The sequence below is a fragment of the Mycobacterium paraseoulense genome, from assembly GCF_010731655.1.
GTDB classification, from domain to species: Bacteria; Actinomycetota; Actinomycetes; order Mycobacteriales; family Mycobacteriaceae; genus Mycobacterium; species Mycobacterium paraseoulense.
The window spans coordinates 5,709,149-5,722,934 of record NZ_AP022619.1 but is presented as its reverse complement, the minus strand read 5'-3'; the positions used below and the strand labels follow the sequence as shown (position 1 = coordinate 5,722,934).

Genomic DNA, 13,786 nt, shown 5'->3' with positions numbered 1-13,786 from the left:
CTGGCCGCGTGAAAATCCTGATGGTGTCGTGGGAGTACCCACCGGTGGTGATCGGCGGGCTCGGCCGGCACGTGCATCACCTGTCCACCGCGCTGGCGGCGGCCGGTCACGAGGTCGTGGTGCTGTCCCGCCGCCCCTCGGGCACCGACCCCAGCACGCACCCGTCGTCCGACGAGGTCGTCGACGGCGTCCGGGTCATCTCGGCGGCGCAAGACCCACATGAATTCTCCTTCGGCGCCGACATGATGGCGTGGACGCTGGCGATGGGCCATTCCATGATCCGCGCCGGGCTGGCGCTGAAGAAGCGAGGCAGCAACCGGTCGTGGCGTCCCGACGTCGTGCACGCGCACGACTGGCTGGTGGCCCATCCCGCGATCACGCTCGCCCAGTTCTATGACGTGCCAATGGTTTCCACGATCCACGCTACCGAGGCCGGGCGGCACTCCGGTTGGGTATCCGGCGCGATCAGCCGTCAGGTGCACGCCGTCGAGTCGTGGTTGGTACGCGAATCCGATTCGCTGATCACGTGTTCGGCATCGATGGCCGACGAGATCACCGAACTGTTCGGTCCCGGGCTGGCCGGAATCACCGTCATTCGCAACGGAATCGACGCCGCCCGCTGGCCGTTCGCCGAACGTCGGCCGCGCACCGGGCCCGCTGAACTGCTCTACCTCGGGCGGCTGGAATACGAGAAGGGCGTGCACGAAGTCATCGCCGCCCTGCCGCGGATCAGGCGCACCCACCCGGGGACCACGCTGACCATCGCCGGCGAGGGCACCCAGCAGGAGTGGCTCGTTGAGCAGGCCCGAAAGCATAGGGTGCTCAAGGCAACTCGGTTCGTGGGGCACCTGGGCCATGCCGAGCTGCTCGCGGTCCTGCACCGGGCCGACGCCGCGGTGCTGCCCAGCCACTACGAGCCGTTCGGGATCGTCGCGCTGGAGGCCGCCGCGGCGGGCACGCCGCTCGTGACATCGAACATCGGGGGCCTCGGCGAGGCGGTGATCAACGGACAGACCGGGGTGTCGTGCGCGCCCCGCGACGTCGCCGGACTGGCCGAGGCCGTGCGGGGTGTGCTCGACGATCCGAGCGCCGCCCAGCGGCGCGCCCGCGCCGCCCGCGAGCGGCTCACCTCGGCCTTCGACTGGAAGACCGTCGCCGGCGAGACGGCGCAGGTGTATCTGGCCGCCAAACGCGGCGAGCGGCAGCCCCAGCCGCGAATGCCCGTCGTCGAGCATGCCTTGCCGAACCGCTAACCTGCAGTATGGGGCTTGAATATTCGAGCGTGGTCGACGCGCCGATCGCCGATGTCTTTGCCTGGCACGCCCGACCGGGCGCGTTCGCCCGGCTCTCGCCGCCGTGGCAGCCCATGCGGCTGGTCAGCGAGGCGGCCTCCCTGAAGGACGGGCGGGCGACGCTCGCGCTGCCGGGCGGTCTGCGCTGGGTCGCCGTGCACGAGGCGGGAGGATACGACCCGCCGCGCCGCTTCGTCGATGCCATCGGTGGTGACGGGCTGGCCACGCTGCCGGTGCGAATGGCGGTGCGCTGGCGACACACCCACGATTTCGAAGACGCCGGCGGCGGACGGACCAGGGTCATCGACCGGGTCGACACGCCGGTGCCCGCGTCGTTGCTGCGCCCCATGTTCACCTACCGGCACCGTCAGCTGGCCGACGATCTGGCCGCCCACCGGCTGGCCGCCGCGAACGGCCTGGCGCCGGCGACGGTCGCCGTCACCGGGGCGTCGGGGTTGGTGGGCTCGGCGTTGACGGCGTTTCTGAGCACCGGCGGCCACCGCGTCATCCGGTTGGTCCGCGGCTCCCCGCGTGGCGACGACGAGCGAGAGTGGAATCCCGACGACCCCGCCCCGGGACTGTTCGACGGGGTAGACGCGGTCATCCATCTGGCGGGCGCCTCGATCGCCGGCCGGTTCACCGAGAAGCACCGCAACGCCATCCGGGAGAGCAGGATCGGGCCGACCCGCCGGCTCGCCGAGGCGCTGGGACGCACGTCGCACCGCCCGGCGGTACTCGTCTCGGCTTCGGCGATCGGATATTACGGATCCGACCGCGGCGACGACATCCTCACCGAGGACAGCGACCGCGGCGACGGTTTCCTCGCGGAGGTGGTGGCCGACTGGGAGGAGGCGACCGCACCAGCGGAGCAGTCCGGGGTGCGCGTGGTACGGGTGCGCACCGGGATCGTGCAATCCCCTCGGGGCGGCACATTGAAGCTGATGCGCCCGCTCTTCAGCGCCGGGCTGGGCGGCCGGCTGGGCAACGGCCGGCAATGGCTCTCGTGGATCGGCATCGACGACCTGGTCGACGTCTATCACCGCTCGCTGTGGGACCAAGCGCTGTCGGGACCGGTCAATGCCGTTGCCCCGCAGCCGGTTCGCAACAGCGAGTACACCGCAACGCTGGCACGCGTCATGCACCGGCCCGCGGTGTTGCCGGTACCGTCGCTGGGGCCCCGCGTCTTGCTCGGCGAGCAGGGCGCACGCGAACTCGCGTGCGCCAGCCAGCGGGTCGTTCCGGACAAGCTGAGCGCGGCCGGGCACCGGTTCCGCCAACCGGACCTCGACCAGGCCCTGCGCCACCTGCTCGGCCACGCCCACTGACCTGCACCGCTGGTGGTATTCGGGACCGATGAGGCCCCATTTAACTAACTTAATGGTTCAATCCGTTAATAATCTCAGGCGCCCTGGTCGGGCGTGCCCGTCAGGGCGGCGCGGTCCTGATGGGCGTCGTCGCGGTGGCCACGATCATGCTGGCCCCCCGCCAGGCCCGAGCCGAATCGGCCGAAGCGGACAGCACGACCGATGTCGCGTGCGCGACCGCAAGCCAGGCGGTGCCGACCACCTGGTATCTGCCCAGCACGCCGCCCCTCGGACTGGTCTGGCTACAGCACGGCTTCGTCGAAGGCAAGAAGGTGTGGTCCACCTTCGCCGCCGAGGTGGCCGCCGGCGGCTATCTCGTGATGGCCACCACGCTGCCCACCCTCAGCGCCTTCGGATGCACCGTGGAGCACCTGATCGACAACAGGGCCTTCCTCGACAACATCGCCGATGTCTTTGCGCACAAAGGCGACCCGGATGGCGCGTTGGCGAAGTCCTTCGCGACGGCGGCGGCCGACGTCGGCCGACCGGTGACGCCGCTACCCGAGAAGATGGTCTTCGTGGGGCATTCGGCAGGTGCCGAAGCCGTCGAATACGTCGCCGAGCGTCTGCACACCGCCCACCCGGCGGCCTTCACCCAACTGCGCGGCCTCGTCAGCGAAGACGGCGTGAAGTCGTTCATCGGTTCCAACACCGACGACGCGCTGGCGGGCCTGGCAGGCACCGCCCTGCCCATCTACGCGACGGCCTCGCCACACCTGCTGTGCAACTTCTTCCAACGCGGCACCAAGGCGATCGAACGGTACCTGTCGGACCGCCCGTTTCACGGGGTGAAGATCACGACCGGCGCCCACGGCGACGCGCTCGGCCCCTCGTCACCTGGGTACGAAAACCTGGTGTGCGGCCGTCCGAAACCGGACAACGTCGCGGCGGTCTGGGGACTGACACGCGGCTGGATCGCCGACATGTTCGCGGGAACGACCACACCCGAGTTCTATCCCGGCGGAGGCTATTACACCGAACTGTTGACCGCCGGCACCATCACCACGCTGCCCTGACGAATCACGGCGATGTGGTACGGGTGGCCGTCCTCGGCGAGCTTGCGCAGCAACGTCGTTCCCACGTCGCCGCTGGACCCGGTGACGACGGTTCGCCTGCGCACGGCGGCTCCTAGTCCGCGTCTCTGCCGTGACGGCTGCGCCGATACGCGCGGGCGCGCAGATCGGCGAGCCACCGCGGATGCAGGCTGACGCCGGGGGCCGTGTTGACGACGGGATCGAACGACACGTCCGGTGCCCGTTCGGGGTCGAGGGCGCCGGTCAACGTGAGCCGGCCCAGCGGAGTGAAATCACCTCTGCCGCAGGCCTGATCGAGCGACACGGCGATCGGGTCGTGCTGGAGCCGCTCGCGGACGCTGTCCAGCGAGAGGCCCGGTCCGTCCAGCTCGCTCTCGATTCGGGCTCTGAGCCACCAATTGGCGCCCCGATAGTGCAGCGGCATCAATGTGTTCAGCGTCTGACCGCTCCACGAAATGGCCGGCCGCAGCGCCAGCGCGCGGGACAACACACCCGAGCCCGAAGAGACGACCAGGATGTCCCATGGCCCCGCTGCCTGCGGCGGCGTAACCCGGAACGCGAGCCCGACGAAGTCGGGCAGGGCCCCCGGGGTGCCGCCGGCCTTCGACACCCGCGCGACAACCTCGGACGACGAGATGGGCAGCCCCTCGCCCGCCGGCGCGGTGCGTTCGATGAAGCCTTCGGCCAACACCCCGATGGGATGAAACAACCGTTTGCCCCGGATGGCCGCGCCCCACTGGAAGGGCAACGCAACAAGATCGGAAACGCTCACCGGCGGCGGATTCCCGTTTGCTCACGAGGGAAACACGCCGAAGTCCCCGCGGCCCGCTCCAGGCCTTGCGTCAGCCGCGCAGCAGTGGCGCGACCCGGCGTTCACGCGGCCAACCGCCGGCCGATCATTCGTCCTTCGCCGGGCGGTTGTCGCTGCTGATCCTGCGTGCGCCCGTCGATGTAGACCTGCTGCATCACCGCCTGCCACGACTCCATCTCGGGTGCAGATCCCCAGATGCCCTCGAACAGCCCCACGATCAGCGCCCCGTTGTCGTCTGTCAGCACATAAACGGGGCCGCCGAAGTCGCGGCTGTCCGCCGCCAGGTCGGCCATGGTGAAACGACCATTGCTGACCGAGGCGATCGAGCCGCACCGCTGGCCGCCCGCTCGGCGGAATTGGCACACCGGCAGGCCGGGCTGCGCCTGCAGACCGGGCGCCGACCTCAACTGCCGCCCCGTCGGCAGCACGTCCGAGGCCGTGACGGCGGGGCCGAGCGCGATGACTTCGTATTCGACGGGCTGCATCGCGCCATTCGCCGCCGCGTCGTCGGCGGCCTGGCGCCGGGCCAGCACCACCGTTCCCACCAGGTTCCCGTCATGGTCGGTGACGTCCGGCTCCCCGTTGCCACACTGGCCACTGGTCACCGCCACCCGCAACCGGGGCTCCACCAGAGCGACCATGCACACCGTGGCGCCCTGACGAATCTCCATACCGGGAAACACCGTGACGCCGGGGCTGGCCTGCGCCGGGCTCGGGGTGCCGACGACCATCACCGTGATCGCCAGTGCGAGCGCCACCGGACCGCGCCGGCAGCTGACCGCTTCCATTGGGCCGCACCACCCCTCACGTCCGTCCGAGGGATTTTGTCGGACAATCTGATGAACCGGGTGTACCCAGCGGCAACGTCGCCAAACCGGCCTTAGACCCCGTCGGGCGTCGGCGCGACGGCGCATGGCGGGATCGCCGATCACTGTGCGGGACCATCCAGGTCGCCCTGAAAGCGTTGCATCGCGCGGATCTGCGCCGCCAGCACCCGATGGGCGGCGACCAGGTCGGCGTCGGGTAGCTCCTCGAGGGCGACACGGGTGTGGGCGGCCAGCGGGCTGAAGAACGACCGGGCGGTGGCCAGGCCGGATTCGCCGTGACACAGGATGACCTTGCGGCGATCGTCGGGATGTGAATCACGGCGAATGTGGCCGGAATCGATCAATCGGTCGACCAGATAGGTGATGGCCGAACCGGACAGCCCCATCCGCTGACTGAGGTCACCTGAGCTCATCGGCCGGCCCGCGGTTTCTGCGACCATGATGTACATCAATGCCCGGAAATCATTGGGCCGCAATCGATGTGACACCGCGAACTGGCGGCCGATCTGGTCGGATTCGGCCGCGATCTCCCGCAGATCGGCCGAGATCAGCGACTCCAGCGCATCTCGGTGCCCGCGCTGTTGATCGACGTCCATAACGAAGTGAGCATATCCCCAAATCGGGCGGTCATTCAGTTGGTTAATGGTTAATTGATTGAACTGCGTACGCGACTGCGTCGTTGTCACGGGCGTGAGGAGACGACGGACCGCGGCAGTTGATCGCCGATCCACCCGATAGGACTGGCCAAACGCGATGAATTTCAGTAAATTAATGTTTAAGTTATTGAAGCTAGTGGAACCTCGGAGCGGGTTCGGCGGGCGCGGGTCTACCGCCCATCGGCGCGGTCTTGCGCGTCCGAGCAGCGGTCAAGACCCCGCGTGTTCGAGCCGTTCTAACCCGGGAACGCCAAGCCGTCCAGGAGGGAGCGCGTGGCCGAGATGGGTGCTTTGTCGTTGACATCCGCCACCGAGTCGCCCGTCATCGCGGCGGAATGGACCCGCACAGCGAACGCCACCGAGTGGCGCACGCGCATAAGGCACGGAGTTCTCGCCCACCTCGCCGGCTTCATCGCGCCGCGCCGCGCCGAGTTGGGCGACACGCGCATCGATGCTGCAGGCGACATCTTGGCGGCGTTCGTCTCCGGAGGCAAATGCCTGCGGTCAACTTTCGTGTACCTGGGGTGGCTCTGCGGTGCCGCGCCCGACGAGGCGGCATTGCGGGCGGCCGCCAGTTTCGAGTTGCTGCATGTGTTTGCGCTGCTGCAGGACGACGTCATGGACAGTTCGACCGAACGGCGCGGGCGCCCGTCGGCGCACCTGCAATTCGCCCAGTGGCACCGCGAGCGCGGGCTTTCCGGCTCCTCGCGGCGCTTCGGCGAATCGGCCGCCATCCTGCTCGGTGACCTCTGCCTGATCTGGTCCGAGCAGATGCTGCGCGAAAGCGGGATCGAACCCAGGCGGTTGCAGCAGGCGTGGCCGCGCTATGACACGATGCGCACCGAGCTCGCGGTCGGTCAGTTCGCGGACCTGACCAACGATGTCCGGCACATGCCTTCGCTGGAGGAAGTGCTGGACGTGGCACGGCGCAAGTCGGGCAACTACACCGTGCGGCGACCGTTGGAGATCGGCGCGGCGATGGCCGACTGCGACGACCGAACGTTGACACAGCTCGGCCGGTACGGCGCCGCCGTCGGAGAGGCGTTCCAGCTTCGCGACGACGTGCTCGGTGTCTTGGGCTCGCCGGCTACCACCGGGAAGCCTTGTGCCGGGGATCTTTTGGAACGCAAGGCAACGAGCCTCGTGGTGACCGCGCACCAGCTGGCCGACCCGCCGACCCGCGCCGAGATGACCGAATTGATGAACGGCGACGCCATGGATGCCTGCGCCCTCGACCGGTGGAAAGCGTTGATCCTCGAGACCGGGGCCGTCGACATGATCGAGGAGATGATCAGCGACCGGGTCGCGGCCGCACGCGAGCACCTCGGCGACGCCGCGATCGAGGACCACGTCCGTGTCGCGCTGGACGAAATGGCGGCCGCATGCACGGATCGTGCCGAATGAGTGCCACGAGTTTGGGAGCATGTTGACATGCGGACCATCGAAGGACGCAGCGAGCACGTGGTGGTGATCGGCGCCGGGCTGGCGGGGCTGTCCGCCGCGTTGCATCTGGCCGGCCGGGGGCGCGCCGTGACCGTGGTCGAGCGCGAGCCATGGCCGGGCGGACGCGCCGGTCGGCTCGACATCGACGGCTATCGCATCGACACCGGGCCGACGGTGCTGACGATGCCGGACATCATCGACGAGACGTTCGCGGCGGTGGGCCGCAGCCGGTCGGGCCGGCTGGAGCTGCTGCCGCTCGAGCCGGCCTACCGGGCGGTGTTCGCCGACGGGAGCGCGCTCGACGTGCACACCGACCCCGATCGCATGGCCACCGCCATCGAAGAGTTCGCCGGCTTCGGGCAGGCGGCGGGCTACCGGCGGTTACGCGAGTGGCTGACACGGTTGTACCGGATCGAGTTCGACGGGTTCATCGCCGCCAATTTCGATTCCCCGCTGTCGTTGCTCACTCCGCAACTGGCGCGACTGGCCGCGATCGGCGGGTTCCGCAAATGGGATCGCATGGTCAAACGCCACCTCAGCGACACTCGCTTACAGCGCGTCTTCACGTTTCAATCGCTCTACGCCGGCGTGGCCCCGCGCGACGCCCTTGCCGTGTACGCGGTCATCGCCTACATGGACACCATCGCGGGAGTGTTCTTTCCGCGCGGCGGCGTTCGCGCGCTTCCCGATGCGCTCGCCTCGGCGGCCGCCGAGGCGGGGGTCCAATTCCGTTACAACGCCACGGTGACCGGGCTCGACCGCTCCGGCGGGCGGGTCAAAGCCGTGCGAACGGATCGCCTGGACCCCATCGCCTGCGACGCTGTGGTGCTGACCACCGAATTGCCGCAGTCCTACGCATTATTGGGCCGCACGCCGCGTCGGCCCCTGCGGCTGCGCCCGGCACCGTCGGCGGTCGTGGCTCATCTCGGCTGTCGCCGCGTCCCGTCCGACACGGCGCACCACACCATTTTGTTCGGTGATTCCTGGGATCGGACCTTCACCGACATCATCCGCGACGGACGGTTGATGCAGGACCCGTCGCTGCTGGTCACCCGCCCCACGGCGAGCGACCCGACCCTCGCCCCGGACGGTCGGGACCTGCTGTACGTGCTTGCCCCGGCGCCGAATCTGGATCGCGGGAACATCGACTGGGGCAGTGTCGGGCCCCGGTACGTCGACAACCTCATCGACGACGTGGCGGCCCGGATGCTTCCCGGGTTGCCCGACAACGCAACGGTTTTGGACGTGGTCACGCCGGCGGACTGGGCGCGTCAGGGCATGGCCGCCGGCAGCCCATTCGCGCTGGCCCACACCTTCGCGCAGACGGGTCCGTTCCGGCCGGCCAACATGGTGCGCGGCATCGACAACGCGGTCCTCGCCGGATCGTCGACCGTGCCCGGCGTCGGTGTCCCCACCACGCTGATCTCGGGCCGGCTCGCCGCCGACCGCATCACCGGCATCGGTGCCGGCCGAGCCAACCGGATGCCGACACATCACGACATGGGAGCCGGGCTGACATGATCCGCAGCGAGTTGGACGCGGCCGGAATCGACGATCCGCGGCTGCGCGAGGGATACCGTCGCTGCCGCGAGCTCAACGCCGCGCACGGCCGCACCTTTTTCTTGGCCACCCGGCTACTGGCACCCGACCAACGGCCGGCGATACACGCCCTCTACGGTTTCGCGCGCTATGCCGACGACATCCTCGATGACCTCGATCCGCAGCTGTGCACCGATATCCGCGCCGAACGGCTCCAGCAGTTGGCCGACAAGTTCTTCGCCGGTGGAGAACATCTCGACGATCCCGTGCTCGCGGCGGTCTCCCACACCGCGCGCCGGTACCGGATCGGCACCGAGCTGTTCGACGACTTCCTGGCATCCATGCGGATGGATCTCACGATCACCGACTATCCCGACCGCAAGGCGCTCAACCTCTACATGCGCGGATCCGCCGAAGCCATTGGGCTGCAGGTTCTTCCGGTGCTGGGAACCGCGGTGCCGGTCGAGGAGGCCGCGCCCTACGCCGCTGCGCTGGGCAGGGCGTTTCAGCTCACCAACTTCCTGCGCGATGTCGACGAAGACCTGCTGCGCGGCCGGGTCTACCTGCCGGCCGATGAACTCGCCGCCCACGGAGTGGATCGCGAGCTGTTGACCTGGTGTCACCGGAACCGCCGCACCGACCCGCGGGTCCGAACGGCGCTGGCCGCTCAACACGAAATCACCCGGGAGACTTACCGGTTCGCCGACGCCGGCATCGCGATGCTCAGTCCCCGCTCACAACCGTGCGTGGCGACGGCGGCGGCGTTGTATTCGGAGATCCTGGACCGCATCGAGGAAAGCGACTTTGCGGTGTTCAACCACCGGGCCACGGTCGGCAAGGCTCGACGACTGCAGGTCGCCGGCATCGGGCTGATACGGTCGTGGCGGGCGCGCATCAGTTCGCCCGGTGTTTCGGATCCTCCGGGGGCCGCATGACGGATCGCTGGCAATATCTGTTGGTCCTGGCGGGGTGCCTGGCGATCACCGCCCCCCTGGAGATGTTCGGTCCCGGCGTCTATCGGCAATGGCGCCGGCTTGCCAAGGCGGTCTTCCCCGTGGCGGTGGTGTTCCTGATCTGGGATGAGATCGCCATCGCCGCGCGCGTCTGGACCTACAACAGCGCCTACATCACCGGCCTGAGTATCCCGTTCCGGGTGCCGGTCGAAGAAGTGCTGTTCTTCGTCGTCATCCCGATATGCGCGCTGCTCACCTACAACGCCGTCAGCACCATCCTGGACAGGGTCAACCGCCGATGACCGGCCTGGGTTACACGGTTCCGGCCGTGGTGGCCGTATTGGCCGTTTGCGCACTGGAATTGGCGGTGCTGCGCACCGGGCTCTTCCGGCGGCCGGGCTACTGGCTGTCGATGCTGATCATTCTCGGCTTCCAGGTTCCGGTCGATGGCTGGCTGACCAAGCTCAGCTCCCCCATCGTCAGCTATGCCCCTCGCCAGATCACCGGCCTGCGCTTCCCGTTCGACATCCCGGTCGAGGATTTCTTGTTCGGCTTCGCGCTGGCCACCGCGGTATTGCTGGGATGGGAACACCAACGTGCGCGTCGGTGAGGCCGGGCCCACCCCCGGTCAGTTGTCCGCCGCGTTCGACGCGGGAGCGACGGCATACGACCGGCTCGTGGGCGCCAGCCCCGGCTACCACGAGCAACTGCTGCTCTCCGCCCGCCGCATGCGAATCCGCGAACGCGGCAGGGGCTTACGGCTGCTCGACGCGGGATGTGGCACCGGCGCCTCGACGGCCGCGCTGCTCGCCGTGGCCCCCGAGGCCAACATCGTCGCCGTCGACGCGTCGCGGGGCATGCTCGACGAGGCCGCCGCCAAGAATTGGCCCCCCTCGGTGCGATTCGTGCACACCCCCGTCGAGGACCTGGCCGAGCACGGCATCACCGGACCGTTCGACGGCATCCTGGCCGCCTACCTGATCCGCAACCTGGCCGACCCCGACGACCAACTGCGCAAGCTTCGGATGCTGCTGCGCCCCGGCGCCACCCTGGCCGTGCACGAATACTCGGTGCGCGACTCCCCCGCCGCCACCTGGATCTGGCACGCCGTGTGTTGGGGCATCATCATTCCGGCCGGGTGGTGGCGCACCCGGGACGCGGCGCTGTACCGCTACCTGTGGCGCAGCGTGCTGGAGTTCGACGGCGCGGCACGCTTCAGGGCCCGCCTCGCCGAGGCGGGCTTCACCGCGGTGCACAGCGAAACGATGCCCGGCTGGGAGGCCAACATCGTGCACACGTTCCTGGCGGACGCGCCGTCATGACATCCCGCCCCGCCGATCGCCGACGCGAAACACGGCCCGCCACATCCGGATTGCCGGATGCGAGCACGCTGCCGTCACGACCCCGGGTGGTTGTCGTGGGCGGCGGCATCGCCGGGCTGACGGCCGCCACCGGGCTGGCCGAACGCGGCGTCGCCGTCGAGGTGGTCGAGCGCGAGCACTACCTCGGTGGTCGGGTGGGCGGCTGGACCGAGCGCCACGACGGGGTCGACCTCGCGATGAACCGCGGCTTCCACGCGTTCTTCCGGCAGTACTACAACCTGCGGGCCCTGCTCGGACGCATCGATCCACAACTGCGGATGCTCACCGCCGTCGACGACTATCCGCTCATCGACGGGGCGGGCCGGCGCGACACCTTCCGGGGGCTGCCCCGCACCCCGCCGTGGAACGCGGTGGCCTTCGCCGCGCGCAGCCCGACGTTCCGCCTTCGCGACTTCCTCGAGATCGACGCTCGCGCGGCCGCCCCGCTGGCCGCGGTGTCGGTGCCCGGCATCTACGAGCGCCTCGACCACTTCGACGCCGCGACGTTCCTCAAGGACATCCGGTTCCCGGAGGCCGCAAGGCATCTCGCGTTCGAGGTGTTCTCGCGGAGTTTCTTCGCCGACCCCGCCAAGCTCTCCGCGGCCGAGCTGGCCGCCATGTTCCACATCTACTTCCTCGGGTCGTCCGAAGGCCTTATCTTCGACGTCCCCACATCGAACTACGACAGCGCCCTCTGGCAGCCGCTGCGCTCCCACCTCGAGGCGCGGAACGTGCACTTTCGGCTCGGCACCGGTGCCACGCGCGTCGACACGGGCGAGGCGAAGCCGTTCCGGGTCCAGACCGATTCGGGCGAACAGCTGGACGCCGACGCCGTGGTGCTGGCCACCGATGTGGCCGGTCTGCAGCGCGTCGTCGGGGCATCGACCGGCCTGGGCACGGAAGACTGGCGCGCACAGATCGCGCGGATGCGCACGGCGCCGCCGTTCGCCGTTCATCGGTTGTGGCTCGACCGGCGCGTCGACGCCGGGCGGGCGGCGTTCTTGGGCACGGCGGGCCACGAGCCGCTGGACAACATCAGCGTGCTGGAGCGCTACGAACGCGAGGCAGCCCAATGGTCCCAAGCGCACCACGGGTCGGTCGTCGAGTTGCACTCCTACGCCCTCGATGCCGCACCGTCGCGCGCGGCAGCGCTGCGTCAACTGCACAAGGTGTATCCGGAAACCGCGGCGGCGCAGATCGTCTACGAGCGACTGCTGCACCGCAGCGATTGCCCGCTGTTTTCCCCCGGGTCCTATGCGGACCGTCCCACGGTCGCCACGCCGCAGCCGGGGCTGCTGTTGGCCGGCGACGCCGTCCGCATCGACCTGCCCGTCGCACTCATGGAGCGCGCCGCCACCACGGGTTGGTGCGCCGCCAACCATTTGCTGGGAGGATGGGGACTGGCCGGGCACCCGTTGGTCACCGTACCCACCCGAGGCCGGTCACCCCTGTTGCGATGGCTCGCCAGCCGCGAAGGACGTGCCCCACGATGAAGATTCCCCAACAGCTGCAACACCGGTGGCCGGCCACCCGGCCCAAAGACTGGCCCCTGGAGGTGATCCCACGCGCGTCGTGGGCCGCCCAGCGACCGACCTACCGGGAGGCACAACCCGCCATCATCGACGCCGCGCTGGAGCGGGCCCGGCAGAAACCCACCGGAAACTGGTACGCCTTCGCCGGCAGCGCTGACGTGCGTCCCGGGCGACCGTTCGGCACGCGGGTGGCCGGGGTCGAGGTCGTCGCCTGGCGCGACGAACACCACCGACTCTGCGTGGGGCCTCGCAGTTGCCCACACCTGGGGGCCGATCTGGCCACCGGGGCCGTGCACGGCGGCACGCTGATCTGCCGATGGCACGGCCTGGCGCTGGACGGCCATACCCGCGAATTCGGGTGGAGCCCCTTGCCCGGCCACGACGATGGCACCCTGGTGTGGGTGCGGCTCGACCAGGTGGGTGGGGAACAGCCGTTGGACGAGCCGGTGATTCCGGCCCGGCCGGCCGGCGATACCGTGGGCGCCGTGGCCCGCATGGCGGGCGTGTGCGAGCCCGCCGACATCATCGCCAACCGGCTCGATCCCTGGCACGGCGCGTGGTTCCACCCCTACTCGTTCACCCGGCTCGAAGTGCTCACCACGCCAACCGAACACGCCGATCGCTTCTTGGTAGCGGTGACCTTCCGGATGGGCCGCCTGGGTGTCCCCGTCGTCGCGGAATTCAGCTGCCCCGAGGCACGGACCGTCGTCATGCGCATCGTGGACGGCGAGGGCACCGGTAGTACCGTCGAGACCCACGCCACCCCAATCGGTTTGGGCCCCGACGGGCTTCCGCGCACCGCGGTGCTGGAAGCCACCATCGCGCATTCGGACCGCCCCGGGTTCAGGCGAGCGTCCCGGGCGGCGCCACTGATCACCCCGCTGATGCGGTTCGCGGCCAACCGGCTATGGCGCGACGATCTCGCCTACGCCGAGCGCCGTTACCACGTGCGTGCCGGCCTCGCGTGACGGTCC

The 13,786-nt window shown here is 69.3% G+C and carries 15 protein-coding genes; 11 read left to right on the top strand and 4 right to left on the bottom strand.

Features of this window, described 5'->3' with window-relative positions; translation table 11 throughout:
* Positions 1-8: 8 nt before the first annotated feature.
* The 3 genes from G6N51_RS26835 (at position 9) to G6N51_RS26825 (ending at position 3,672) form a co-directional block, all read left to right on the top strand.
* Positions 9-1,253 carry a glycosyltransferase family 4 protein gene (locus G6N51_RS26835; protein ID WP_083174273.1) on the top strand — a complete coding sequence of 415 codons (1,245 nt, stop codon included), beginning with the start codon at positions 9-11 and terminating at the stop codon, positions 1,251-1,253.
* Positions 1,254-1,261: 8 nt separating this feature from the next.
* Positions 1,262-2,617 (top strand): TIGR01777 family oxidoreductase, encoded by a 1,356-nt coding sequence (locus tag G6N51_RS26830; RefSeq protein WP_083174184.1) that lies wholly within the window; start codon positions 1,262-1,264, stop codon positions 2,615-2,617.
* A gap of 119 nt (positions 2,618-2,736) precedes the next feature.
* Positions 2,737-3,672: a hypothetical protein gene (locus G6N51_RS26825; RefSeq protein WP_083174185.1), complete on the top strand. Its 936-nt coding sequence runs from the start codon at positions 2,737-2,739 to the stop codon at positions 3,670-3,672.
* Here the strand turns inward: G6N51_RS26825 and G6N51_RS26820 are convergent.
* The 4 genes from G6N51_RS26820 to G6N51_RS26805 all read right to left on the bottom strand — a co-directional run bounded on the left by G6N51_RS26820 (position 3,627) and on the right by G6N51_RS26805 (position 5,924).
* Positions 3,627-3,776, bottom strand: a complete 150-nt coding sequence (locus G6N51_RS26820) for a hypothetical protein (protein ID WP_158086252.1) — start codon at positions 3,774-3,776, stop codon at positions 3,627-3,629. The genes G6N51_RS26825 and G6N51_RS26820 overlap by 46 nt on opposite strands.
* 8 nt (positions 3,777-3,784) lie before the next feature.
* The gene (locus G6N51_RS26815; protein WP_083174186.1) at positions 3,785-4,462 is read right to left on the bottom strand and encodes a phosphodiesterase; all 678 of its coding nucleotides are present in this window, start codon (positions 4,460-4,462) and stop codon (positions 3,785-3,787) included.
* A gap of 101 nt (positions 4,463-4,563) precedes the next feature.
* Positions 4,564-5,289, bottom strand: a complete 726-nt coding sequence (locus G6N51_RS26810) for an Rv1815 family serine proteinase (protein ID WP_083174188.1) — start codon at positions 5,287-5,289, stop codon at positions 4,564-4,566.
* Positions 5,290-5,429: 140 nt separating this feature from the next.
* Positions 5,430-5,924, bottom strand: coding sequence for a MarR family winged helix-turn-helix transcriptional regulator (locus G6N51_RS26805; RefSeq protein ID WP_083174191.1), 495 nt, complete (start codon positions 5,922-5,924; stop codon positions 5,430-5,432).
* 342 nt (positions 5,925-6,266) lie between these two features.
* On the opposite strand from G6N51_RS26805, the gene G6N51_RS26800 reads away from it, so the two are divergent.
* Genes G6N51_RS26800 through G6N51_RS26765 form a run of 8 tightly spaced genes read left to right on the top strand, consistent with a single transcriptional unit; the run spans position 6,267 to position 13,780 of the window.
* Entirely contained in the window at positions 6,267-7,388 is a 1,122-nt protein-coding gene (locus G6N51_RS26800) for a polyprenyl synthetase family protein (protein WP_083174276.1), read from the top strand.
* A gap of 27 nt (positions 7,389-7,415) precedes the next feature.
* On the top strand, positions 7,416-8,948 hold the full coding sequence (crtI, locus tag G6N51_RS26795; protein ID WP_083174194.1) for a phytoene desaturase family protein: 1,533 nt from the start codon (positions 7,416-7,418) through the stop codon (positions 8,946-8,948).
* Complete coding sequence (locus G6N51_RS26790) at positions 8,945-9,901, top strand: phytoene/squalene synthase family protein (protein WP_083174197.1); 957 nt, start codon at positions 8,945-8,947, stop codon at positions 9,899-9,901. The genes crtI and G6N51_RS26790 overlap by 4 nt, the downstream gene beginning before the upstream one ends.
* On the top strand, positions 9,898-10,221 hold the full coding sequence (locus G6N51_RS26785) for a lycopene cyclase domain-containing protein (protein WP_083174200.1): 324 nt from the start codon (positions 9,898-9,900) through the stop codon (positions 10,219-10,221). The genes G6N51_RS26790 and G6N51_RS26785 overlap by 4 nt, the downstream gene beginning before the upstream one ends.
* On the top strand, positions 10,218-10,529 hold the full coding sequence (locus tag G6N51_RS26780; protein ID WP_083174203.1) for a lycopene cyclase domain-containing protein: 312 nt from the start codon (positions 10,218-10,220) through the stop codon (positions 10,527-10,529). The genes G6N51_RS26785 and G6N51_RS26780 overlap by 4 nt, the downstream gene beginning before the upstream one ends.
* Positions 10,516-11,241 (top strand): class I SAM-dependent methyltransferase, encoded by a 726-nt coding sequence (locus G6N51_RS26775; RefSeq protein ID WP_083174206.1) that lies wholly within the window; start codon positions 10,516-10,518, stop codon positions 11,239-11,241. Before G6N51_RS26780 ends, G6N51_RS26775 begins: the two co-directional genes overlap by 14 nt.
* Positions 11,238-12,773 carry an NAD(P)/FAD-dependent oxidoreductase gene (locus G6N51_RS26770; RefSeq protein ID WP_083174209.1) on the top strand — a complete coding sequence of 512 codons (1,536 nt, stop codon included), beginning with the start codon at positions 11,238-11,240 and terminating at the stop codon, positions 12,771-12,773. Before G6N51_RS26775 ends, G6N51_RS26770 begins: the two co-directional genes overlap by 4 nt.
* Positions 12,770-13,780 carry a DUF5914 domain-containing protein gene (locus G6N51_RS26765; protein WP_083174212.1) on the top strand — a complete coding sequence of 337 codons (1,011 nt, stop codon included), beginning with the start codon at positions 12,770-12,772 and terminating at the stop codon, positions 13,778-13,780. The genes G6N51_RS26770 and G6N51_RS26765 overlap by 4 nt, the downstream gene beginning before the upstream one ends.
* Positions 13,781-13,786: the final 6 nt, after the last annotated feature.